Origin of the sequence: Priestia megaterium, assembly GCF_041941685.1 — a bacterium.
In the GTDB taxonomy this organism is placed as follows: Bacteria; Bacillota; Bacilli; order Bacillales; family Bacillaceae_H; genus Priestia; species Priestia megaterium_C.
The window spans coordinates 4987745-5011438 of sequence record NZ_CP130958.1; the positions used below are offsets into that span (position 1 = coordinate 4987745).

At 38.7% G+C, this 23694-nt stretch carries 24 protein-coding genes; 1 reads left to right on the top strand and 23 read right to left on the bottom strand.

The window, feature by feature from the left end; all coding sequences use genetic code 11:
* Positions 1 to 11 precede the first annotated feature (11 nt).
* The 19 genes from upp to Q5794_RS26535 form a co-directional block, all read right to left on the bottom strand.
* Entirely contained in the window at positions 12 to 641 is a 630-nt protein-coding gene (gene upp / locus Q5794_RS26445) for a uracil phosphoribosyltransferase (RefSeq protein WP_013059810.1), read from the bottom strand.
* A gap of 213 nt (positions 642 to 854) precedes the next feature.
* Positions 855 to 2099 (bottom strand): serine hydroxymethyltransferase, encoded by a 1245-nt coding sequence (glyA, locus tag Q5794_RS26450; RefSeq protein WP_374988564.1) that lies wholly within the window; start codon positions 2097 to 2099, stop codon positions 855 to 857.
* Positions 2100 to 2216: 117 nt separating this feature from the next.
* Entirely contained in the window at positions 2217 to 2789 is a 573-nt protein-coding gene (locus Q5794_RS26455; protein WP_215054854.1) for a TIGR01440 family protein, read from the bottom strand.
* A gap of 14 nt (positions 2790 to 2803) precedes the next feature.
* Positions 2804 to 3265, bottom strand: a complete 462-nt coding sequence (gene rpiB, locus Q5794_RS26460; protein ID WP_215054855.1) for a ribose 5-phosphate isomerase B — start codon at positions 3263 to 3265, stop codon at positions 2804 to 2806.
* Positions 3266 to 3345: 80 nt separating this feature from the next.
* On the bottom strand, positions 3346 to 3774 hold the full coding sequence (locus Q5794_RS26465; protein ID WP_025752493.1) for a low molecular weight protein arginine phosphatase: 429 nt from the start codon (positions 3772 to 3774) through the stop codon (positions 3346 to 3348).
* A gap of 50 nt (positions 3775 to 3824) precedes the next feature.
* On the bottom strand, positions 3825 to 3980 hold the full coding sequence (locus Q5794_RS26470) for a hypothetical protein (protein ID WP_215054856.1): 156 nt from the start codon (positions 3978 to 3980) through the stop codon (positions 3825 to 3827).
* Positions 3981 to 4002: 22 nt separating this feature from the next.
* Positions 4003 to 4563 (bottom strand): manganese efflux pump MntP family protein, encoded by a 561-nt coding sequence (locus Q5794_RS26475; RefSeq protein ID WP_215054857.1) that lies wholly within the window; start codon positions 4561 to 4563, stop codon positions 4003 to 4005.
* Positions 4564 to 4630: 67 nt separating this feature from the next.
* Positions 4631 to 5671, bottom strand: coding sequence for an L-threonylcarbamoyladenylate synthase (locus Q5794_RS26480; RefSeq protein ID WP_013059816.1), 1041 nt, complete (start codon positions 5669 to 5671; stop codon positions 4631 to 4633).
* Positions 5672 to 5863: 192 nt separating this feature from the next.
* A complete protein-coding gene (locus Q5794_RS26485; protein ID WP_013059817.1) occupies positions 5864 to 6310 on the bottom strand; it encodes a GNAT family N-acetyltransferase in 447 nt (148 codons plus the stop codon).
* An 85-nt stretch (positions 6311 to 6395) separates the two neighbouring features.
* The gene (gene spoIIR, locus Q5794_RS26490) at positions 6396 to 7286 is read right to left on the bottom strand and encodes a stage II sporulation protein R (RefSeq protein WP_192997069.1); all 891 of its coding nucleotides are present in this window, start codon (positions 7284 to 7286) and stop codon (positions 6396 to 6398) included.
* A 120-nt stretch (positions 7287 to 7406) separates the two neighbouring features.
* On the bottom strand, positions 7407 to 8258 hold the full coding sequence (gene prmC, locus Q5794_RS26495; protein ID WP_374988565.1) for a peptide chain release factor N(5)-glutamine methyltransferase: 852 nt from the start codon (positions 8256 to 8258) through the stop codon (positions 7407 to 7409).
* Positions 8258 to 9325, bottom strand: coding sequence for a peptide chain release factor 1 (gene prfA / locus Q5794_RS26500; protein WP_013059820.1), 1068 nt, complete (start codon positions 9323 to 9325; stop codon positions 8258 to 8260). The genes prmC and prfA overlap by 1 nt, the downstream gene beginning before the upstream one ends.
* Before the next feature lie 138 nt (positions 9326 to 9463).
* Positions 9464 to 10078, bottom strand: a complete 615-nt coding sequence (locus Q5794_RS26505) for a thymidine kinase (RefSeq protein WP_226897604.1) — start codon at positions 10076 to 10078, stop codon at positions 9464 to 9466.
* Positions 10079 to 10282: 204 nt separating this feature from the next.
* A complete protein-coding gene (gene rpmE, locus Q5794_RS26510; RefSeq protein ID WP_013085477.1) occupies positions 10283 to 10483 on the bottom strand; it encodes a 50S ribosomal protein L31 in 201 nt (66 codons plus the stop codon).
* Positions 10484 to 10637: 154 nt separating this feature from the next.
* Entirely contained in the window at positions 10638 to 11912 is a 1275-nt protein-coding gene (rho, locus tag Q5794_RS26515) for a transcription termination factor Rho (RefSeq protein WP_013059823.1), read from the bottom strand.
* A gap of 524 nt (positions 11913 to 12436) precedes the next feature.
* Positions 12437 to 13723 carry a UDP-N-acetylglucosamine 1-carboxyvinyltransferase gene (locus Q5794_RS26520; RefSeq protein ID WP_215054858.1) on the bottom strand — a complete coding sequence of 429 codons (1287 nt, stop codon included), beginning with the start codon at positions 13721 to 13723 and terminating at the stop codon, positions 12437 to 12439.
* 207 nt (positions 13724 to 13930) lie between these two features.
* Entirely contained in the window at positions 13931 to 14575 is a 645-nt protein-coding gene (fsa, locus tag Q5794_RS26525; RefSeq protein WP_215054859.1) for a fructose-6-phosphate aldolase, read from the bottom strand.
* Between the two features lie 137 nt (positions 14576 to 14712).
* Positions 14713 to 15570, bottom strand: coding sequence for a class II fructose-bisphosphate aldolase (locus Q5794_RS26530; RefSeq protein WP_013059826.1), 858 nt, complete (start codon positions 15568 to 15570; stop codon positions 14713 to 14715).
* 224 nt (positions 15571 to 15794) lie between these two features.
* The gene (locus tag Q5794_RS26535) at positions 15795 to 16169 is read right to left on the bottom strand and encodes a response regulator (RefSeq protein WP_087944205.1); all 375 of its coding nucleotides are present in this window, start codon (positions 16167 to 16169) and stop codon (positions 15795 to 15797) included.
* Between the two features lie 237 nt (positions 16170 to 16406).
* Here Q5794_RS26535 and Q5794_RS26540 point away from each other — a divergent pair, with 237 nt between their 5' ends.
* Positions 16407 to 16937 carry a DUF2529 family protein gene (locus Q5794_RS26540; protein ID WP_215054860.1) on the top strand — a complete coding sequence of 177 codons (531 nt, stop codon included), beginning with the start codon at positions 16407 to 16409 and terminating at the stop codon, positions 16935 to 16937.
* 39 nt (positions 16938 to 16976) lie between these two features.
* On the opposite strand, the gene Q5794_RS26545 is transcribed toward Q5794_RS26540, so the two are convergent.
* The 4 genes from Q5794_RS26545 to Q5794_RS26560 form a co-directional block, all read right to left on the bottom strand.
* Entirely contained in the window at positions 16977 to 18584 is a 1608-nt protein-coding gene (locus Q5794_RS26545) for a CTP synthase (protein WP_014457748.1), read from the bottom strand.
* 320 nt (positions 18585 to 18904) lie between these two features.
* A complete protein-coding gene (rpoE, locus tag Q5794_RS26550) occupies positions 18905 to 19435 on the bottom strand; it encodes a DNA-directed RNA polymerase subunit delta (RefSeq protein WP_215054861.1) in 531 nt (176 codons plus the stop codon).
* Between the two features lie 350 nt (positions 19436 to 19785).
* Positions 19786 to 23028, bottom strand: coding sequence for a fused isobutyryl-CoA mutase/GTPase IcmF (icmF, locus tag Q5794_RS26555; protein WP_374988566.1), 3243 nt, complete (start codon positions 23026 to 23028; stop codon positions 19786 to 19788).
* Positions 23025 to 23669, bottom strand: a complete 645-nt coding sequence (locus Q5794_RS26560; RefSeq protein WP_215054863.1) for a TetR/AcrR family transcriptional regulator — start codon at positions 23667 to 23669, stop codon at positions 23025 to 23027. Before Q5794_RS26560 ends, icmF begins: the two co-directional genes overlap by 4 nt.
* Positions 23670 to 23694: the final 25 nt, after the last annotated feature.

The following is a 23694-nucleotide window of genomic DNA, read 5'->3' on the forward strand; positions in this document are numbered from 1 at the left end:
GAATCTACAAATTATTTTGTACCGAATAAACGATCCCCTGCATCACCTAAACCTGGAACAATATATCCATGGTCATTTAACTTTTCATCTAATGCCGCAATGTAAATATCTACGTCAGGGTGTGCTTCTTTTACGATTTCCACGCCTTCAGGAGCAGCAATTAAACACATAAATTTAATGTTTTTGGCGCCTCTTTTTTTAAGAGAGTTGATTGCTTCTACAGCTGACCCTCCTGTTGCAAGCATAGGATCTACTACAATAAAGTCACGCTCTTCTACATCATTAGGCAGCTTTACATAATATTCAACAGGCTGTAATGTTTCTGGATCACGATATAAGCCAACGTGTCCAACTTTAGCAGCTGGCATTAGTTTTAAAAATCCATCTACCATGCCGATACCAGCACGAAGAATTGGAACGATACCAAGCTTTTTCCCTGCAATAACTTTTGACTTTGTTTTGCAAACCGGTGTTTCAATTTCAACGTCTTCTAGCGGTAAATCACGTGTCGCTTCAAAAGCCATTAAGCTTGCCACTTCATCAACTAATTCACGAAACTCTTTCGTTCCCGTTTTTACATCGCGTATGTAAGTTAATTTGTGTTGAATAAGCGGGTGATCAAATACGTATACTTTGCCCATTGATATCTCTCCTTATATATAAAGATGTACACATTAAAATACCATTCAACGAATTGAATGGTACGTACTAGTAAAAACATATCTCTTGCTAATTAAATTTATACATTGCATTCATTTTACAGAAAAAAGTTTTTGAGTTCAAGCATTATTCAAAAAATGATTGAATTGCTACCACTTTCTCCATAAAAAAACAGGCACAAAGGCCTGTCTCTCTTAAAGTGATTTATACATTTCAAACTTGCTTGTTAAAGCTTCAACGCGTGTTTTAGCTTCAGCTAGCTTTTCTTCATCTTCAATATTTTTAAGCGTTAATCCGATGATAGAAGCAATTTCATCCATCTCTTCTAAGCCAAATCCGCGAGTTGTAACCGCAGCTGTACCAATACGGATACCGCTTGTTACAAATGGGCTTTGCTCATCGTAAGGAATTGTATTTTTGTTTGTTGTAATACCTACATCATCAAGTGCTTTTTCAGCTACTTTACCTGTCAAATTCATTGAGCTTACATCGATTAACACAAGGTGATTGTCTGTTCCTTCAGATACAAGAGCAAATCCTTCTTTCTTTAATCCTTCTGCTAAACGATTAGCATTGTCGATGATATTTTGAGCATAGTGCTTAAAGTCATCTTGTAATGCTTCACCAAATGCTACTGCTTTTGCAGCGATAACGTGCATCAATGGACCACCTTGAATACCAGGGAAGATTGACTTATCAATCTTTTTCACAAATTCTTCTTTACATAAAATCATACCGCCGCGTGGTCCGCGTAGTGTTTTATGTGTTGTAGTTGTAACGAAATGAGCATGTGGCACAGGATTTTGATGAAGTCCTGCAGCTACTAGACCAGCAATGTGAGCCATGTCTACCATTAAATAAGCGCCTACTTCATCAGCGATTTCACGGAAACGCTTGAAGTCGATTGCGCGTGGATATGCGCTTGCACCAGCCACAATTAATTTTGGTTTATGTGTACGAGCTTTTTCTAATACATCATCATAGTTAATACGATGTGTTTCACGATCTACGCCATATTCGATGAAATTGTACTGAACACCACTAAAGTTAACAGGACTTCCGTGCGTTAAGTGACCGCCGTGCGATAAATTCATACCAAGTACTGTGTCTCCAGCCTCTAAAACAGTGAAGTATACAGCCATGTTTGCTTGTGCACCTGAGTGAGGTTGAACATTCACGTGCTCTGCTCCGAAAATTTCTTTTGCACGATCACGAGCTAAGTCTTCTACTACGTCTACGTGTTCACAACCGCCGTAGTAACGTTTAGCTGGATAGCCTTCAGCATATTTATTTGTTAAAACTGAACCTTGTGCTTCCATTACCGCTGTTGTTACAAAGTTTTCTGAAGCAATTAGCTCAATCTTAGTACGTTGTCTTTGTAATTCATCCTTGATCGCATTATAAACTGCTGGATCTTGTTGCATTAGTTGTTTCTCCATCAAAATCCTCTCCTCATTTCGTATTCACAATGTTCGTTATTTGTTGATTCAACTACATTGTAACATGATTTATTTAGAATAAAAAAGAAAAAATGTGTATTATTTTAATATATTTAATTACAAAAGTTCGTAAAACGCTCTCATTCCACCAATTAGTTTTGGGCGCGTCTTTGCTAAAGTAACATGAGCGTGTCCAACTGCATTTAACGTACAACGAACGGGTACTGCGACATGCTTTAAATGCATACCAATGAATGTATCTCCAATATCAATACCGGCATCAGCTTTAATAAACTCTACCAAAACGGGATCTTTAAGCTGGCCATAGGCCTGTGTAGCCATCGCTCCGCCTGCTTTATGAATAGGCACAACACTAACGATTTCTAAACGCTCTTTGCGAGCTAATTCTCTTTCTACTACCAGTGCTCGATTGAGATGTTCACAGCATTGAAATGCTAAGTGGACACCCGTTTTTTTTCGAAAATCTGCTAGTGTATCAAAAATCATTTCTGCGACTTCCATTGCGCCTGCGGTTCCTATTTTTTCACCAATTACCTCGCTCGTACTGCATCCAATGACAAGTGTATGTTCTGAAGACAACTGCACTTGTGCTAAAAAATCAGATAAAACTGTTTCCAACTGCTCTTTCCATTTCGTAAGTTCAGACACGTTTTTCTTCCTTTCTTTCATTGAATACGTTCATATTATACAGTTACTGTTGCATCGCTTTGCTGCTCATACTGTTTAATTTTATTCACGCGATTTTCATGTCGGCCGCCTTCAAAGTCTGTCATTAACCAAATTTTCACAATTTCACGTGCAAGTCCCGGCCCAATGACACGTTCACCCATTGCCAAAATGTTGCTATCATTATGTTCTCTTGTCGCTTTTGCACTGAACGTATCATGCACTAGAGCGCAGCGAATTCCTTTTACTTTATTAGCTGCTATACTCATACCGATGCCTGTTCCACAAATAAGAATGCCTCGACTTACTTCTTGGCTCGCCACTTTTTGAGCAACGGGAAGTGCATAATCCGGATAGTCTACAGACGCTGTGCATTCACACCCTAAATCCACATATTCAATATTTAATTCTTCCATTAAAGAGATAATTTCCTGTCGCAAATTTATACCGCCGTGGTCAGATGCAATAGCTACTTTCATCTTTGTTTCCTCCTCATACATACCTTTGTCTTATATTAAATTTCTGTTCATTTTAAGCCAGCAAAAATTTATGGGACCTTTTATAATTTGTCGACTATTTTGTTAATCATACGCTCTAACTCTTCTAAAGTCTGTTCGTACGTCTGTAATGATCCGCCAAACGGATCAGATACTTCACCTTGCTCGTCGGCAAATTCTTTTAGCGTAAATAATTTATCACTTACGTACGGAGCTTGGTTCAAAATCAGCATTTTATGCTGCTCCGTCATCGTAAAAATATAAGTAGCCCACATCAATTGTTCTTCCGTTAATGCTGCCGAAGCATGAGAACAAGCTATGCCTTTCTGGTGAAGGGCAACTTGTGCATGAACAGAAGCTTCACTTCCATTTGAAGCGAATACGCCTGCAGACTTCACGTTTATTCCATCTATCTCCTTAGCTTTGAGCAACGCTTCTGCCATAGGGCTGCGGCACGTGTTTCCTGTACATACAAATAAGATGTTTTTCAAGATACATCCTCCCTTGCTTTCACTATGTTCGACTATGTTGATATTCCACCCTATTGTATCTCTATTGCTTGCATAAATCCAGTTAGCTTTTCCGGGTATTTTTTATCCATTATCGCTTCATCCATCTCGAAAAAACGACTTCGCTTTCCTTCTTTTATCGCTGCAATCCAAAAGAAGCAAAAAAAGACCATAACCTGCATGGTCATGATCCTTTACCTATTTATATAGTTAAAAAGGTAGTAACAATTTGATTCCAAAAGCTAATAAAATGCTTCCGCCCAGTGCCTCACTATATGAACCAAGCCAGCCTTGTACTCTTCTGCCTAGCAGCAGTCCTAACCAAGTTAATAGCATACTCACTACGCCAAAAACAATAATGGTCAAAAACGTTCTTGCTCCAAAAATACCTAAGCTAAGTCCAACAGAAAAACTATCTAGACTCACGCTGAGCGCAAAAAATAACAGTCCCAAGCCAACTGGTTTGATAAACGGCGTATCGTCATGCTTAAAGGAGGAATAAATCATCTGCGCCCCAAGAATCAGCAATAAAATTCCACCGCCATAGGTAGCAAACATTCCAAGTTTATCAGACAAAAGTCGTCCAATAAACATGCCTAACAGCGGCATCCAAATATGAAATACACCGATAACAACACCAATGTAGAAAATTTGGCGAAAGCGTAAACGAATTAATCCCATTCCCAAACCAACTGAGAAAGCATCCATTCCTAAGGCAAACGCCATAATGACTAACGTGATCATTTCACTAATTAACTGAGATACATTCATCTTTACCCTCCTCGGACGTGCTCCTATTTCAAAATATGCACATTCGAAAAGGTTTAGAAGATGAATTTTATTGCTTAATCACGTGATGTCCTGCAGCTTTCATTAATCGGTTCATAACGGCATGACCGACTCCTTCTTCAGAAAAACTTTCACTAACGATAATATCTACGTCACACTCATTAAATGAACGAAGCGACTCGTATAAATGGCTAGCAACCGTCTCTAAATTTGAACGAGATCCACATGTGATAACCGCATCCGCTTTATACGCATCTTCATGTTCAGATGTCGTTAATACCCCCACTCGCTTACCCTGATCTTTATAGCCATCAATAATAGACTGGAAAAAATCTGAACTGCCGTCAACGATGACAAGCGGTGCATCAGGTGCGTAATGCGTGTATTTCATACCTGGAGATTTTGGCGCTTCTTTATCACTTAGTAACGCTCGATCTACTTTTACGGGACCAATGACATTTTCCAACTCTTTCTGAGTAATGCCGCCCGGCCGTAAAATGATAGGAATCTCTTCTGTACAATCAAGGACAGTGGACTCTACTCCTACCCCTGTTGCTCCTCCATCTACAACTCCGCTAATACGCCCTTCTAAATCATTCATCACATGATGAGCTAGAGTGGGACTTGGCTTGCCGGAAAGGTTTGCACTAGGAGCTGCGATAGGCAAAGCCACTTTTTTTAATAATGCGAGGGCTACTGGATGTGAGGGCATTCTCACTGCAATGCTGTTTAAACCAGCCGTAACCTTATCTGAAACTCGATCTTTTTTGGGTAATATTACTGTAAGAGGACCCGGCCAAAAAGCATCGATCACTTTCTCTGCTTTTGAAGGAATCGACTCTACAAATGTATGAAGCTGCTCTTTATCTCCAATATGAACAATAAGAGGGTTATCACTAGGACGTCCTTTCGCTGCAAAAATTTTATCCACAGCTTTATCCGATGTTGCGTCTCCTCCTAATCCATACACCGTCTCTGTAGGAAAAGCAACCACTTCGTGATTGCGCAGCAAATCTGCTGCTTCTTCTATCTGTGGATAAATATCTTTTTCGTTCGTAAAATTATCCACAACCCATAACTTAGTTTCCATCTTCTTCAACTCCTTTTTCTTTCTATATCTAGGTTTTTTTTACTTTAAAAGTACAATATGTATCAAAGATAGTAAAATACATGCATTCATTATATCAACAAACAAGCTTTATCCACAAAATGTGGATAAAGCTTATGTTTTTGTGAATAACATTGTGGATACCCCATTAAAATGATTTATCCACATTTTCTTTTAACTAGCTGCATAAAACATCACATAGACATCCTGAGGGTTTGGTAACTTTTTTAAATAAGAATGTTCTTTTAACAACTCAGGCAATGCACTGTAAGATGTTTGCTGAAAATTCATCATTTGAAAAAAATGTAGAGAAGATGCCTTATTTGTTAGTAAATATAGTTGCTTTACGCCATGCTTTTGAGCCAGTTGGACGATGCTTTTAAATAGCAGCAGAATATCAGATTGCATTAAAGAAGGAGACACGACAAGGGAGCGGAGAATTCCATCCACACCTTCTTTTTCAAACCCAACTGTTGCTAGCAACTCGCCTTCTTCATTTTCCATTATGACAAATTGATGAATATGCTCTTCCACACCTGCTGTGCTGATGCCCGCTTTTTGTAAAAACTGCTGAATTCGAATATAATCATTTTCACTGGCAATCTTTAATTGTTCTCTCATTTTAATCACCTCAACTTGTTTTCTAGTAACAAATCTATGAGATGATTAAAAAAAGTAGAACTGAATTTTATTTTTAATGATTCTATTAATTAAATACTGACGATACCCATTCTACTACAAAAAACTTAACTTCTACAGAATCTTCTTTTGATTTAGAATCAGCTTTTTTCTTAGATGAAACAGACTTTTCAGCTTCTTTACTTTCCTTTTTTTCAGCCTTAGCACTTGTGTCTTCCTTTACTGCACTTGTATCTTTTGCAATTGCTTCTTTAGAAGATACTGTTGGTTGAGAAGACTCCTCAGCTTTCTGCTCAATAGAATCCGATGTAATAGTTGCAGATTGAATTTCTGTTTTCACTGCAGGCTCTTTACTTTCAGCCGATTTGTCATCTGTTTTGTCTGCAGATTTTGATTCAGAAGCTGCTGGTTTCTCTTTTTCTTCCTTTGGCTCTTCTTCAGATGGCTCCGGCGCTTTTACCGCTTCACCGTTTGAGAAATCTAAGAAGCATAAAGGAGGAAATAGTACACACCACCAGTTTGCTCCCTCTCCTTTGCCAAGAGTAATAAGTACGGCTTCATACTCACCTGCTGGATATAAAAACTGACCGTACAACTTAGTAGGAAACTCTACTTTTCCGAATTTAACATGAACAGATTCATTTACGCCTTCTTCTTTTAGCACTTCTTTCGCAATTGTTTCAAGCGCCGGCAAATTTTCTTTAATTGTTTTTCGAGCTACAGTTACAGATGTTAAATCTTTTACCCATTCTGTGATTTGTTCGTTCACGCGGTCACGAATCAGACGTTTTACGTACTGGTCTTTTTCACCGTCGCTGTTTGCTAAAATGCGCAGTCGAATTGCCTCGTCTGGAATGACTGCAGGCTGATCTGCCTGCACTTGGTTATGTGTATATATAAGTTGAGCATTTGCTCCAATAATTAATAAAATAAAATAAATGATAGCATATTTCTTCATTTCGGCCACCGCCCTTTCATAGGAACAGTATGGCCGAAAGCAAGATATCTTAAACTAGTAATTTAGTAAAAAAATGCATGATTTTCAAAAATCAAAGGGAAAATCATTCCCTCTGATTTTTTAGTTCTCGCGAAGTTGTGCAAAAACCATTCGATCTTTTTCATTAATATCATATACACATTCTACAAAAGCTGTCGGAAACGTTTTTTGCAGCATCTCAGCTACATCTTTTGTCTGTCCGGCCCCGACTTCAAATCCAATAATACTATTTGACTTCGTCACATATGGCAACTCTTCCATGAAACGCCGATAAAAATCCAGGCCATCTTTTCCACCAAAAAGAGCTCGGTTTGGCTCATGATCTTTTACCACTGTGGACAACTCATCATCTGCTGGAATATAAGGCGGATTAGACACAATTACATCAAATTTCTGATTCGATAATAGAAATGGTTGTAATAGATCTCCCTGTATAAACGTGACGGCAGCGTCGAGGTTTTGAGCATTTTCTTTGGCTACGCTTAAAGATTCTATAGCTATATCTGTTGCTGTAACTTCCACTCTGTCAAGCTCCAAAGCTAAAGTGATAGCAATTGCCCCACTTCCCGTTCCAATATCTACAAGCTCAATAGGCTGGTGTTGAAATTCTTTTTTTATTCGAGAAATCATTCCGTATACCAGCTCTTCCGTTTCGGGTCTTGGAATTAATACATGTTCGTTTACAATAAATGAACGCCCGTAAAATTCTTCTGTCCCGATTAGATATTGTACAGGCATACCTGCTTTATGAGCATGGACATCTTGTTCAAATCTTTTTAGACTTTCTTCTTCTAGTTCTTCCTGCAGAGAACCTAGCAAATGAGTTCTCGTCATCTGCAAGTGATGGCGAAGCAAGAGTTCTCCCGCGTTTTCATCTCGCTTTGCCTCTTTCAAAAAAGAAGAAGCCCACTTAAGGGCTTCAAATACTTTCATTAGTTCGAATCTTCCATTCGGCGCGCTTGGTCTTCCATGACTAATGCATCAATAATTTCATCAAGCTTGCCTTCTAAGATTTGATCTAGCTTTTGAATCGTCAGACCAATACGGTGGTCCGTTACGCGATTTTGCGGGAAGTTATACGTACGGATACGCTCGGAGCGATCTCCTGATCCAACTGCTTGTTTGCGCGTTGCATCGTACTCTGCTTGTGCTTCTCGCTGGAACTTATCGTACACGCGAGCACGCAATACTTTCATTGCTTTTTCTTTATTTTTAATCTGAGACTTTTCATCTTGACATGATACCACTGTATTTGTTGGTAAATGCGTTAAACGAACGGCTGACATCGTCGTATTAACACTTTGGCCACCAGGTCCACTTGAAGCAAATGTATCTACACGGATGTCTTTTTCATGAATGTCCACTTCGACTTCTTCCGCTTCAGGAAGACATGCTACTGTTGCTGTAGATGTATGAATACGACCGCCTGATTCTGTTTCAGGAACTCGTTGAACACGATGTGCACCGTTTTCAAATTTCATCTTTGAGTACGCACCTTTACCGTTAATCATAAAGATAATTTCTTTATAACCGCCTACTCCAGTAGTCGTTGCTTCCATTACTTCTGTTTTCCAGCCTTGTGATTCAGCAAAGCGCGAATACATGCGGTACAAATTAGCTGCGAATAATGCTGCTTCATCTCCACCAGCCGCTCCACGAACCTCCATGATTACGTTTTTATCATCGTTTGGATCTTTTGGAATTAATAAAATACGTAGCTTTTCAACTAGCTCTTCTTGCTGCGTTTCTAACTCGGCAATTTCTTCTTTTACCATGTCACGCATATCTGCATCAAGCTTATCTTCAAGCATCGTTTTCGCTTCTGATAACTGCTCTTTTACATCTTTGTATTCCTGATAAGCAGCTACCGTTTGTTGTATATCTGATTGTTCCTTCGAATATTCTCTCAACTTAGAGGGGTTGTTTACGATCTCAGGGTCACTCAGAAGTTCGTTTAACTTCTCATAGCGCGCCTCTACCGCTTCTAAACGATCAAACACGTCATTCACCTCATTCTTTATCCATAACATTGTAATTATAGTATAGCTTTAAAATAGAGTCAAAACCTTGTTAATACACGTATATGAACAAAAAAACAGAACTGCGCGTTCTGTTTTTATCATCATAAAATTCTTGCTTTATTTTTCGACCATTTCGCTTGAGTCCACAGACACAGCTTGTCCTTTAGACTTTTGCACCACGTGGCAATGACGACATCTTGGTTCGTACGATTCAGACGCACCGACTAAAATAATAGGGTCGTCATAAGAAGCAGGCTCACCGTTAATCAAACGCTGCGTACGGCTCGCAGGAGAGCCACATGAAGCGCACACGGCCTGTAGCTTTGTTACCGATTCTGCAATAGCCATTAACTGCGGCATTTGTCCAAAAGGTTCACCTTTGAAGTCTTGATCTAACCCCGCTACAATCACACGAAAGCCTTGATCCGCTAAAGATTGAACAATTTCTAAAATATCTGTGTCAAAAAACTGTACTTCATCTATCGCTACTACGTCTGTCTCTTCATCTACTCGCTTTAAAATATCGCGCGATGCCGAGATTGAATAAGCCATAACAGATGTACCATTATGTGAAACGACAGCTTCTTCGCTATATCGATTATCAATTGCAGGCTTGAATACTTGTGCTTTTTGTTTAGCAAACTGCGTACGGCGCACACGTCGAATCAACTCTTCTGATTTCCCTGAAAACATACTGCCACAAATTACTTCTATCCAACCGCTTTGTTTCATTACGTACACCACTGCGGGACTCTCCCTTCTTCTCGTTCCGTTGCTGAGCGAACCGCTACTAACTTAATCTACGTCTTCTATGTAGATCTTATTCCTATGATAAAGTACCCACTTTTTTATCAAGCAGACCCTGTTTTTCTACTTTTATAAGCAAAAAAACAGGCAAGAAGTTAAGCTACTTGCCTGTTTGTTTCGACAATGTGATTATTTAAGACCGTATTTTTTGTTGAAGCGATCAACACGGCCACCAGCTTCAGCGAATTTTTGACGACCAGTGTAGAATGGGTGACATTCAGAACAAGTCTCAACGCGGATCTCTTCTTTTACAGAACCACTTTCAAATTCGTTTCCGCAAGTACATTTAACCATAACTGTTTTATAGTTTGGATGAATTCCTGTTTTCATTCGTTTCATCTCCTTCCGCCCTGAATCATTCTGAAACAGAGTTTATTGATAAAGATAGTGATGAAATAATAACTATTTCACTGTGTACTTTATCAACACACATGATGAAATTATAACAAGGGTTGTATGCTTTTGCAACCACATGTTTTATAACTTATCGTTTATTTGCTAGAAGCGTTTTTTTCTCTTCCGTTAACATCGAGAAGAACTCTTCATTTGTCTTTGTTTGACGTAAACGTTTTAAGAATTTTTCTGCAAAATCAGGAGCATCTGCCATTGATTTACGAATTGCCCATAAGTGGTCTAAATGCTCTTTTGGAATTAACAGCTCTTCTTTACGTGTTCCTGAGCGACGAATGTCAATCGCAGGGAAGATACGTTTTTCAGCTAGTGAACGATCTAGATGCAGTTCCATGTTACCTGTACCTTTAAATTCTTCATAAATAACATCATCCATACGAGAGCCTGTATCAATTAAGGCTGTTGCTAGAATGGTTAAGCTGCCTCCATCTTCAATGTTACGAGCAGCTCCAAAGAATCGTTTTGGACGGTGAAAAGCAGCCGGGTCAATACCCCCTGATAGTGTACGACCGCTCGGTGGAATAACTAAGTTATAAGCACGAGCAAGTCTTGTGATGCTATCCATCAAAATGACAACATCTTTTTTGTGTTCAACTAATCTCATCGCACGTTCAAGGACAAGTTCTGCTACTTTAATGTGGTTTTCTGGCACTTCGTCAAATGTAGAACTGACAACATCACCGTCAACCGAACGCTCAATGTCCGTCACTTCCTCAGGACGCTCATCGATAAGAAGGACAATCAATTCTGCATCAGGATGATTTGTTGTAATGCTATTGGCAATTTCTTTTAACAGCATCGTTTTACCTGCTTTTGGCGGCGCGACAATTAGTCCCCTTTGCCCAAATCCAATTGGTGAAATCAAGTCAATAATACGCGTAGAGAAACTTCTTGGCTGAGTTTCCAGCAGCATTTGCTCATTTGGATAAATTGGCGTTAGCGCTGGAAAATGCACGCGATCTTTTGACGTTTCCGGATCTTCTCCGTTTACTGCTTCTACATGTAATAATCCGTAGTAGCGCTCATTTTCTTTTGGAGGACGAACTTTCCCCGATACCTTGTCTCCATTACGCAGATCGAAGCGACGAATTTGTGAAGCCGAGATATAAATATCTTCTGAACTCGGTGAATAGTTAATTGGTCGTAAGAAACCGAATCCTTCTGACTGAATAATTTCAAGAACGCCTTCCATAAATAAAAGCCCATCTTGTTCAGCTTGAGCCTTTAAAATAGCAAAGACAAGTTCTTTTTTCGTTAATTTACTATAGTACGAAACTTTATACTCACGAGCATGTTCATATAGCTCTTTTAATTTCATATTTTCTAAACTGGATAATGTTAAGTTCATTAGGACACCACGCTTTATAATGAATAATTTTTAACCGTTCCTCCCATATTAAATTCAAATATAAAATTGAGAGATGATATGGATGGAATAAATCTGTGAAAATGGAGAATATAACCTTTGAAGTATAATAAGTAGAATCAATTGATTAACTATACACTTTTAGAAGAATAATTCCGACATAAAACCATTTATATTATCTTGATAAATTTAACGTAGCAATTTATATTCTAACCTTTTTCTATCTTTTTAATCAATCTTTTTTTACTTTAGAAGATGAATAAAAAAAGGAAATTTAATAGCTTACGAGAAGCGAGGAAAACCTTTTCATAATTTCACATTAAAGGAAATAAACTGGACGTTAAAATAAGAAATGAAATTTATCTTTTAGCTTCCCTTTTTATCTATTTACCCTATTCATAAATATATAAGCTACACAGACATAGAAGAACGCTCCTACGCCTGTGTAGCTTATTAAAAAGCTCATTTCTAGACTTTGGTTTCATGACTGTGGCACCGATTTGCCTCTATGAATTTTGAAATTGCTCAATTTCCTCTTGAGTCATCTCTTCACGCCAAACCATTGCCCCTAAATCCGATAGCTTGTCTACTAAATGACTGTAACCTCGGTCAATGTGCTCTAAACCCGTTACCTCTGTAATCCCTTTGGCCATTAAGCCAGCGGTTACGAGAGCTGCTCCTGCTCGTAAGTCCGACGCTTTCACACGCGCACCTTGTAAGTGAATGGGACCATTGATAATAGCAGAACGTCCTTCTACCTTAACAGATGCATTCATTCGTCTCAGCTCATCAATATGCTTAAACCTTGCACCGTAAATTGTATCCGTCACAACGCTTGTACCAGACGCTCTTGTTAGAAGCGTCGTAAATGGCTGCTGTAGATCAGTTGGAAAACCTGGATATACTAGCGTCTTAATATCTACGGGCTTCAATAGCTGGCGAGTCGCTACAAGAATCTGATCTGAGCTTGTTTCGATATGAATACCCATCTCACGCATTTTAGCCGTTAATGACTCCAAATGCTGAGGGATAACGTTGTCAACAACAACTTCTTTTCCCATACTCGCTCCCATGATCATATACGTGCCTGCTTCAATTCGGTCTGGAATGATGGAATGACGGCAGCCTTTTAATTGATCTACTCCATCAATTCGAATAACATCCGTACCTGCACCTTTAATACGGGCACCCATACTTGTCAGTAACGTAGCTACATCAATAATTTCAGGCTCTTTAGCAGCATTCTCAATAACGGTACGCCCTTTTGCTCTTACAGCAGCGAGCATAATATTGATTGTTGCTCCTACGCTGACAACGTCTAAATAAATTCGAGCACCAATCAGTTCCTCAGCTCGGATGTAAATAGCTCCTTGCTCATTTGTTACTTTAGCGCCAAGAGCTTCAAAGCCTTTAATGTGCTGATCGATTGGTCTAGGACCAAGGTAACAGCCTCCTGGAAGCCCAACTACCGCTTTTTTAAAGCGTCCCAACATCGCCCCCATTAAATAATAAGAAGCGCGTAATTTTTTTACTTTTCCGTTCGGTAAAGGCATTGCAACCATTCCGGATGGATCTACTGTTAATTCGTCGTTATCAATGGTTACTTTCCCACCAATTTCTTCAACTAAATCCCCTAATAACTGCACGTCTGAAATATCGGGCAGACCTTCAATTGTAACAGGTGACTCGGCTAAAATTGTTGCTGGAATAAGCGCAACGGCACTATTTTTAGCACCACTGACGCGGACGGATCCACTTAAGGTAAAGCCACCTTGTATTTTTAACTTTTCCATTTATAGCTCCCTTCTAGTGAAAGAAAGTTTCTCACCTAGTAATTGAGGAAAATTTTGGTACAAAGAATACCTAAAAGAATGGTTATTTTTCCTATTACCTACTAGTGTACACGAAAATGAAAAAATCATGTATAGTTTCGACAAGATAAAAGAAAAATATGGCATTCACCTGTCAGGATGGTAAATGCCACACAAATTTATACATGTTTAGACATTTCGTTTTTCCCAATCCGCTAAAAATTGGTCAATTCCTGCATTTGTTAACGGATGTTTGAACAATTGCACTAAAACTTTGTAAGGAATTGTCGCAATATGTGCTCCATTTTTTGCAGCTTCTGTTACGTGCATCGGATGACGAATAGATGCTGCAATAATTTCTGATGGAATGTCATGAATCGCAAAAATATCTGCGATATCTGAGATTAAATCGAGGCCATTAAAACCAATATCGTCTAATCTTCCTAAGAAAGGCGATACGTAAGTAGCACCTGCTCTTGCTGCCATTAACGCTTGGTTAGCTGAGAAAATAAGCGTAACGTTTGTCTTAATACCTAAACTAGTAAATTCTTTTACTGCTTTTAAGCCATCTGGAGTCATCGGTACCTTGATTGTAATATTCGGCGCAATCGCAGCAAGCTCTTTTCCTTCGCGAATCATGCCTTCTGCATCAAGCGCAATCACTTCTGCACTTACAGACCCTTCAACGAACTCTGTAATTTCACGAAGACGATCTTCAAACGTGATGTTCTCTTTAGCTACTAAACTAGGATTTGTTGTAACCCCCGCTAACAAACCTAATGAATGCGCTTCCTTAATTTCGTCTAAATTAGCCGTATCAATAAAAAACTTCATGAATGCCATCCCCCTGTGTTATGTATTCAGAATGATAAGAAAATTATAGTAAAAATAAAACCGCCTTACAATAAAAATAAGACGGTTTTATTTTTCAGACTCAACTAACTGCAAACAGGCAATCCGAAGATTTCAAATTATGCTTTGTTAGAAGAACCGAATTCACGCATTTTACCTTGAACCGTTTCTTTGATTGCTTCGCGAGCAGGTCCTAAGTATTTACGTGGATCATATTGTTCAGGTTGCGCAGCTAATACTTCACGAACAGCTTTAGCTGAAGCAATTTGGTTTTCAGTGTTTACGTTGATTTTAGCAGTACCTAAAGAAACTGATTTTTGGATATCTTTTGTTGGAATACCAGTTCCACCATGTAAAACTAATGGTAAGCCTGTACGATCTCCGATTTCTTTCATTTCAGCAAAACCTAGGTTTGGTTCACCTTTGTATGGTCCGTGAACTGATCCTAATGCTGGAGCTAAGCAATCGATACCTGTACGGTTAACAAGTTCTTCACACTCGTTAGCATCTGCATAGATAACGCCCTCAGCAATAACGTCGTCTTCTTGTCCACCAACAGTTCCTAGTTCTGCTTCTACAGATACTCCGTGGAAGTGAGCTAGTTCAACTACTTTAGAAGTAATTGCAATGTTTTCTTCAAATGGGTGGTGAGAAGCATCGATCATTACAGAAGTGAATCCAGCATGGATTGCTTTTGCACATGATTCAAAGCTTGAACCGTGATCTAAGTGAATTGCAACTGGTACTTGAACGTCGTAATCTTCGATTAGAGCTTCAACCATTGCTACAACAGTTTTGAAACCGCCCATGTAGCGTGCTGCACCTTCAGATACACCAAGAATAACCGGAGAGTTTTCTTCTTTTGCTGCTTGAAGAATAGCTTGAGTAAACTCTAAGTTATTTAAGTTAAATTGACCTACTGCATAGCCTTGTTCTTTTGCTGTAATAAGCATTTCTTTCATTGATACTAAAGGCATATTGAAATCCTCCTTAAAATCAACCTTAGATTAGATGCTAACCAAAAGGCACACTCAAATAGTATGCTCTTGAATTGAGTGTTTCATGTAGAAACAACGCGCATCTTTACATAATAGATTGTCGAATTATGAATACAGTAATTAGGATACCAACTAACAATGAAAACAGCAACATTTTTAGGCTGATATTCAAAATTTGTTAGGATGAAAACCCTACCAAAACCTTAATTCGACTTTACTGGTATATATTCCCTAACAACTTTTCGGATTTCATCAATATCAAACGGTTTTGCAAAGTGTGTTAATGCTCCTAAATCTTTTGCTTCTTGAATCATATCCAATTCACCATAAGCGGTCATAATGATGACTTTAATCGTTTCATCGTGCTGCTTTAACCTTTTTAAAATTTCAATTCCATCCATTCCTGGAATTTTCATATCTAATAAGACAAGATCCGGTGCTTGCTCTTTTGTAATATCAATCGCCTGGAAGCCGTTCGCCGCTTGAAATGTCGTATAGCCTTCTTTTTGCAGCACTTCCGTTAATAAAATACGTATACCATACTGATCATCAACAATTAAAATTTTCTCTGCCAATATAATCCCACCTTTTATATTCCTCTTCTACAGACAAAACTAACATATGTATTTCGCCTTTAAAACAAAAATCCCTGCTAATTAGAGAAATTGTTACAAAACATAGCTTTTTTTGTCATCTATCCAACTTCATTGCACTTTACTTTCATTGTAGCTCATTTCAAGATAGAATACAGATAGCTTTTTTCGTTATAATGTGTAGATAGACGGCTTTAGCCGCTTAAATCGAAGGGAGATTCTATGCTTAAAATTTTCACAACTCAACTTTCAGGTTTTTTTAAACGAATTGAAGAACAAGAAGAATTCCAATTTGAAGATGCCGCGCGTATTTTAGCACAAGCCTCTGTCGGAGAAGGATTTATTTATATTTATGGCGTAGAAGAAATGCACGCCATTACGCTTGAAGCACTAAGCAGTGCAGAACCTTTAAGTCAGGCAAAAGCTTTGCCTTTACATGAATTAGATCAGCTGACTAGCGTTGATCGTGTACTGCTTGTCTCTCGATTTTCAACAGATAATAAAGCAGTGGAAATAGCTGAACGTTTAAAGAAACACGATATTCCATTTGTTAGCATTGCTGCTGTTCCTAAAGAGATAGCCGAACCTTCTTTAACAGCACTCGCAGATGCGCATATTGATACAAAATTGTTAAAGCCGCTTATTCCTGGAGAAGACGGCTCAAGATTTGGTTTTCCAGCAATGATGGTCGCTTTATACGCGTACTACGGTTTAACTTTCACATTAAAAGAAATCGTAGAAGAATATGAATAAAAAACACGCTGTCTAAAGACAGCGTGTTTTTTATTTCACTTATTTGTTTTGACTTGATTCCATTGATGCGCGAATAAATTCTTTGAACAATGGTTGCGGTCTAGTTGGACGAGAAGTAAACTCTGGGTGGAATTGTGAAGCCAAGAACCATGGGTGGTCTTTTAGCTCTACAATTTCAATTAAACGGCCGTCTGGGCTTGTACCAGAGAAGATAAAGCCTTTCTCTTCCATTTGTTGACGGTATTCGTTATTAAATTCATAACGGTGACGATGACGCTCATATACTACTTCATCTTGGTATGCTTCATATGCAAGCGTATCTTCAGACAATTTGCAAGGGTATAGTCCTAAACGCAGTGTACCGCCTAGGTCTTCTACGTCTTTTTGTTCTGGTAATAAGTCGATAATTGGATAGTTTGTTTCAGGTGCAATTTCTGCTGAATGTGCGCCTTCTAAGCCTAATACATTACGCGCAAACTCAACTGATGCCAGCTGCATACCTAAGCAAATACCTAAGAATGGAACTTTTTGCTCACGTGCATATTGTGTTGCTACAATTTTACCTTCAATTCCACGATCACCAAATCCACCTGGAACTAAGATACCGTCTACATCACCAAGTAAATCTTGAACATTTTCTTTTGTTACAAATTCCGAGTTTACCCACTTGATGTTTACATCTGCATCGAATGCATATCCAGCATGTTTCATTGCTTCTACGACAGAAATATAAGCATCTTGAAGCTCTACATACTTACCAACCAATGCAATTTTTGTTGTATTTGAAAGTCCTTTTACTTTTTCAACCAGTGCTTTCCACTCAGTCATTTCTGCTTCTTTGCAATCTAATTTCAAGTGATCGCATGTGATTTGATCTAGGTGCTGCTCTTGTAGAGATAGTGGAATTTCATATAATGTTTCAGCGTCTGCACACTCAATAACCGCTTTTGGATCAATGTCGCAGAATAAAGCTAGCTTGTCTTTCATATCTTCAGAAATTGGCATTTCTGTACGAACAACGATAACATTTGGCTGAATACCTAAGCTACGTAACTCTTTTACACTATGCTGTGTTGGTTTTGTTTTCATTTCACCAGCAGCTTTTAAATATGGCACAAGTGTACAGTGGATATACATAACATTGTCACGGCCAATATCACTTTTGATTTGACGAATAGCTTCTAGGAAAGGAAGTGATTCAATATCTCCTACCGTTCCGCCGATTTCAGTAATAACAACGTCCGCATTTGTTTCTTTACCTGCACGGAAAACGCGTTCTTTAATTTCATTTGTGATGTGCGGAATAACCTGAACTGTTCCGCCTAAATAATCACCGCGACGCTCTTTTTTCAATACTGTTGAATATACTTTACCTGTTGTTACGTTGCTGTAGCGATTTAAGTTAATATCGATAAAACGCTCATAGTGACCTAAGTCTAAGTCTGTTTCCGCGCCGTCATCCGTTACGAATACCTCACCGTGTTGGTATGGACTCATTGTTCCTGGGTCTACGTTAATATATGGATCAAACTTTTGAATCGTTACGTTCAACCCACGGTTTTTTAATAAACGGCCTAAAGAAGCTGCTGTAATCCCTTTTCCTAGAGATGATACAACACCGCCTGTTACGAAAATATACTTTGTCATCTATACTTCCCCCTCTAAATAATTTGAACTGTACAATATTAAAAGTTTTCACATAAACAATCACAATTCATTCATTGTGCATGCGAAATTATAAGAAACCTTATGAATGTGAAACGTTCAAGAACCAAAAGAAAGTTTCTATCAAGGATTTATAAGAACATATCGGGGTGTAAAACATGGATAGATAAAATAAAAAAATTGCTCCCAATACCAAAACTGGATTGGGAGCAATAGTCTATTTTAAATAAAAACTTTTTAAATGCTTGTTTAAAGAGCCCAAAAAAGATTCTACCTACTTCGCTTGAAAAAGTCAAGAAGGATTATTTTTCTTTGTCGTCCTCATAATCTTCATCATCATCATCATCGTCTAGATCATCTTCTAAATCGTCAAAATCGTCTTCTGCAAGATCATCTTCATCTTCTTCTAGCTCGTCAATGTCCTCAAAATCTTCTTCTTCGTCTAGATCATCTTCATCTTCATAATCCAAATCTTCTTCTAAATCATCAAAATCTTCAACTTCTTCAACAACAGCTTTTTTCGCTTTTTTCTTTTTAGGTTTTGCAACCGGAATAACTTCTTCTTCAGCTTGGTCAAAAGGATACCATCCACGAAGACCCCAGTGGTTGTCCCCTACTGTTAAAAAGCGACCATCAATATTAATATCTGTATAAAACTGAGCTAATCTCGTTTTTAATTCTTGATCTGACATTTCAGCTGCTGCTTTAATTCCAGCAATAATTTCTTGGAATGACATTGCTTGACGATCTGTTTTTTCTTCTAGAAGCGCATAAGCAATCTCAATCATCGACATTTCTTTTAAATCCGTTTTTGAGTACTGTGCTAAACTCAAATCTGGCACATCCTTTCTATGGCTATGTATATCGAAAATCTATTAAATCAATTCATCATATGTGTAAATGATGGAAACGAATAAATACATACCATTCATTATAAACAAATTCAATACATTTATGCTAGCCTCGTTTCTAAAATTCTCGAGAATTTCGCATAAAACAACGAAAAAATAGAAATTTTATCACTATAATACATTCTACTTAATAAGCCAACAGCATCCTTTGATCAAAAGGAATTCACCATCAGTTATTCTGACTCCGTTGAGGTTAGGTCTATAAAAGCCGAGACGACCAACAAACGGTCATCTCGGCTTTTAATATATCACTATATACTAACGATACATTATTACATATTTCGGCGATATTGCCCACCGCATTCATATAAAGCTCGCGTAATTTCTCCTAAGCTGGCTACTTTAACGGTCTCCATTAACTCTTTGAAAATGTTCTCTCCTTCTGTTGCAGCTTTCTTTAACCTTTTCAGCGCATCTTCTCTTTTTTCTTCATGCTGCTGTTGAAACTTCTGAAGCTGATTAATTTGGTGATTTTTTTCTTCTTTTGATGCGCGGGCTAACTGCATGTCATCAACTGAGGAACTCTCCTCTTCATTTGGATTAATATACGTATTTACTCCTATAATAGGTAAAGCTCCCATATGTTTTTGCATCTCGTATTCCATCGATTCATCTTGAATCTTACCTCGCTGATACTGCATTTCCATCGCACCTAAAACGCCGCCTCGATCATTTAAGCGTTGGAACTCAGCCAATACCGCTTCTTCTACCAAGTCTGTTAGTTCATCAATAATAAAAGAGCCCTGTAGCGGATTTTCGTTTTTAGTTAATCCATGCTCTTTTGTAATGATTAATTGAATGGCCATCGCTCTTCGTACAGATTCCTCTGTCGGTGTTGTAATTGCTTCATCATACGCATTGGTATGAAGAGAGTTGCAGTTGTCATGAAGAGCCATTAAGGCTTGCAGCGTCGTACGTATATCATTAAAATTAATTTCCTGTGCATGAAGTGATCGGCCGGATGTTTGAATATGATACTTAAGCTTTTGACTGCGTTCATTCGCGCCGTATTTATCACGCATCACAATTGCCCAGATTCTTCTCGCTACACGTCCAATAACCGTGTATTCAGGGTCAAGTCCATTACTAAAGAAAAAAGATAAATTAGGAGCAAAATCATCAATGTGCATACCTCGACTCAAGTAATATTCCACGTACGTAAAACCGTTGGCTAATGTAAACGCGAGCTGAGAAATTGGATTCGCTCCTGCTTCAGCAATATGATAGCCTGAAATAGACACAGAATAATAGTTGCGCACTTTCTCGTCAATAAAGTACTGCTGAATATCCCCCATCATTTTTAATGCAAATTCTGTGGAAAAAATACACGTATTTTGGCCTTGATCTTCTTTTAAAATATCCGCTTGAACGGTTCCTCTCACTTGTTTCAACGTACCCGATTTTACTTCCTCGTATTCCTCTTCTGTTAAAGGACGCTTCAGCTCCTCTTCCTTCTTTTCCACCTGCTGACTGATAGCTGTATTCATAAACATAGCTAATAATATTGGAGCTGGCCCATTGATCGTCATCGAAACGGAAGTCGAAGGATGGCAAAGATCAAATCCCTTATACAAGAGTTTCATATCATCAAGCGTACAGACATTTACGCCGCTTTCGCCAATTTTCCCGAAGATATCCGGCCTTGGATCCGGATTTTCTCCATAAAGCGTTACAGAATCAAACGCTGTACTTAAACGCTTGGCCTCATCATCTTTTGACAAATAGTGAAAGCGGCGATTGGTTCGTTCTGGTGTTCCTTCGCCTGCAAATTGACGCTTAGGATCTTCACCTTTTCGTTTGAACGGAAAAACACCTGCTGTATAAGGAAACGCGCCTGGCACATTTTCTTTATAAAGAAAACGAAGAACTTCCCCGTATTCTTCAACTTTTGGAAGGGCCACGCGCGGAATACGCAGTCCTGATAGCGTATCAACTTGCAAAGAGGTTTTAATTTCTTTATTTCTTATCTCTGTAATAAGTTCTTCTTGCCGATACTGACTTTTTAATTTAGGCCAGTTTTCCAGCTTTTCAATCGATTCAGCCGTTAGCTGTTTTTGATATTTCTCCTTTAGCTGAGTGAGCTCTTGCTTGGCTGTTTCTGTTTCCACTTCTTCCAAAGCACCCTCTAGCTGATAAAATTTACGCGCTGTTTGCACTTGAACATCCGTATTGCGGTGATAAGAGCGAACGCTGTTTACAATCTCCTGTAAATATTGCTGTTGATCATTAGGAATGATGGTATATTTCTTTTCACTTACGCGCTCTGATGATTTTTCTACGTGCCAAGACGTACGGCATGTTTGCTGCAGATGATTTACAAGATCTTCAAATAAAATATTTGTTCCTCCGTCGTTGAACTGACTCGCAATTGTTCCGTAAATTGGCATCGTAGAGAGATTATTTTCAAACAGCTGATGATTGCGCTGGTATTGACGCTGCACTTGTTTTTTTGCGTCTTCGGAACCTTTTTTTTCAAATTTATTGATTACAATAAAATCTGCGTAATCAATCATTTCAATCTTTTCTAACTGCGACGGCGCGCCAAATTCGCTTGTCATTACATAAAGAGAGACGTTTGCAATATCTTTGACTTGAGCATCAGCTTGCCCGATGCCGCTTGTTTCGACAATGATAATGTCGAAACCCGCTTTTTTCACGACGGCAATTCCATCTCGAATGGCCGCCGATAGCTCATGTCCAGATGAACGTGTGGCCAAACTTCTCATATACACACGAGGAGACGCTGCGATGTTCATGCGAATTCGATCCCCAAGAAGCGCTCCTCCGGTTTTTTGTTTAGTTGGATCGACGGATAAAACAGCTACATGAATATCTGGAATATGTTCAATAAACCTTCTTACTAATTCATCCGTAAGCGAACTTTTCCCCGCTCCTCCTGTTCCTGTGATTCCAATAACCGGTATTTTTTGATCCGTCTCGCTTTCAATTACACTTTCTCGGATTTCTTCAAGAGCGGCTGCGTGCTCTTTTGTATATTCATAGGCCTCATTTTCAGCGCATGTAATAAGCTGGGCAATTAAACGGTCATTAGCCGGCGTTAAGGTTCGATCCTTCGGCAGTGCAGGGGGATTGGTGTAATAACAATCATCGATCATGAATTGAATCATGCCTTCTAACCCCATTTTTCGTCCATCTTCCGGAGAAAAGATTTTAGAAATGCCGTAATCATGAAGCTCTTGAATCTCACTCGGAATAATTACCCCTCCTCCTCCGCCATAAATTTTAATATGAGAAGCCTGTTGTTCTTGGAGTAAATCGTACATATACTTAAAATATTCTACGTGGCCGCCTTGATAAGAAGAAATGGCAATCCCCTGAACATCCTCTTGTATGGAAGCGTTAACAATTTCTTCAACAGATCGGTTATGCCCCAGGTGAATGACTTCTACCCCCTTGGCTTGAAGAATTCGTCTCATAATATTAATGGACGCGTCGTGGCCGTCAAACAGGCTAGAAGCGGTTAAAAAACGAAGCGGTCTTTTGCTTGTATTCAAACTGTCTCCCCCTCACACAGTTGTTGAAATGAAAAATTTTTAAGTAAAAAATCTAACTGCATATTTGTATATTCTTCTAATGAATAATGCTTTTGCAGCCACCATCTGCGAAATGCCCACATCTGACCTTGAACAAATAAATGATGAGCAAACAGCGAAATTTCTTTATCCGTAAGTGCAAATTGATTGTTTTCTACGCAGCCTTCGATAATAACCTTAAACATTTCAACCATATCTAGCTCTTTTTTTAATACATATGGAAGCGCATCTTTAGACAGCGATTTCGCTTCTTGGTACATGACTAATACTTCATCTTGAAGCTCATCCACAACTTTAAAATAGTGCTGAATCGCTTGTTGAAGCTCAGCGATTGTATAATGATCCACTACCATCTCTTCTAATCGCTCTCTCACTTCATCGTAAATATTGTCACATACAAGATATAAAACATCTTCTTTAGATTGAATATATTCGTAAAGCGTACCAATGCTGAACCCAGCGGCTTTGGCAATTTCCCTTGTTGTTGTTCGGTGAAAACCTTTTTCCTTAAATAGCGTGACGGCCCCTTTAATCATTTGATTACGACGCTCTACAATCAGCTTTTCATCTTTAATGGATGTGAGAACTTCTCTCTTTTTCATTTTTTCACCTCTCCTACAACAAGTG

Coding starts and splice junctions, on each gene's coding strand:
- Q5794_RS26475 (WP_215054857.1), bottom strand. CDS start 4,563: ATGAATGTATCTCAGTTAATTAGTGAAATGATCACGTTAGTCATTATG.
- Q5794_RS26530 (WP_013059826.1), bottom strand. CDS start 15,570: ATGCCTTTAGTATCAATGAAAGAAATGCTTATTACAGCAAAAGAACAA.
- Q5794_RS26540 (WP_215054860.1), top strand. CDS start 16,407: ATGCTTAAAATTTTCACAACTCAACTTTCAGGTTTTTTTAAACGAATT.
- fsa (WP_215054859.1), bottom strand. CDS start 14,575: ATGAAGTTTTTTATTGATACGGCTAATTTAGACGAAATTAAGGAAGCG.
- Q5794_RS26505 (WP_226897604.1), bottom strand. CDS start 10,078: ATGAAACAAAGCGGTTGGATAGAAGTAATTTGTGGCAGTATGTTTTCA.
- prmC (WP_374988565.1), bottom strand. CDS start 8,258: ATGAAAGTATTTGAAGCCCTTAAGTGGGCTTCTTCTTTTTTGAAAGAG.
- upp (WP_013059810.1), bottom strand. CDS start 641: ATGGGCAAAGTATACGTATTTGATCACCCGCTTATTCAACACAAATTA.
- Q5794_RS26545 (WP_014457748.1), bottom strand. CDS start 18,584: ATGACAAAGTATATTTTCGTAACAGGCGGTGTTGTATCATCTCTAGGA.
- Q5794_RS26480 (WP_013059816.1), bottom strand. CDS start 5,671: ATGGAAACTAAGTTATGGGTTGTGGATAATTTTACGAACGAAAAAGAT.
- Q5794_RS26560 (WP_215054863.1), bottom strand. CDS start 23,669: ATGAAAAAGAGAGAAGTTCTCACATCCATTAAAGATGAAAAGCTGATT.
- glyA (WP_374988564.1), bottom strand. CDS start 2,099: ATGGAGAAACAACTAATGCAACAAGATCCAGCAGTTTATAATGCGATC.
- rho (WP_013059823.1), bottom strand. CDS start 11,912: ATGAACTTAACATTATCCAGTTTAGAAAATATGAAATTAAAAGAGCTA.
- Q5794_RS26520 (WP_215054858.1), bottom strand. CDS start 13,723: ATGGAAAAGTTAAAAATACAAGGTGGCTTTACCTTAAGTGGATCCGTC.
- Q5794_RS26455 (WP_215054854.1), bottom strand. CDS start 2,789: ATGAAAGAAAGGAAGAAAAACGTGTCTGAACTTACGAAATGGAAAGAG.
- rpmE (WP_013085477.1), bottom strand. CDS start 10,483: ATGAAAACAGGAATTCATCCAAACTATAAAACAGTTATGGTTAAATGT.
- rpiB (WP_215054855.1), bottom strand. CDS start 3,265: ATGAAAGTAGCTATTGCATCTGACCACGGCGGTATAAATTTGCGACAG.
- spoIIR (WP_192997069.1), bottom strand. CDS start 7,286: ATGAAGAAATATGCTATCATTTATTTTATTTTATTAATTATTGGAGCA.
- Q5794_RS26485 (WP_013059817.1), bottom strand. CDS start 6,310: ATGAGAGAACAATTAAAGATTGCCAGTGAAAATGATTATATTCGAATT.
- Q5794_RS26470 (WP_215054856.1), bottom strand. CDS start 3,980: ATGACCATGCAGGTTATGGTCTTTTTTTGCTTCTTTTGGATTGCAGCG.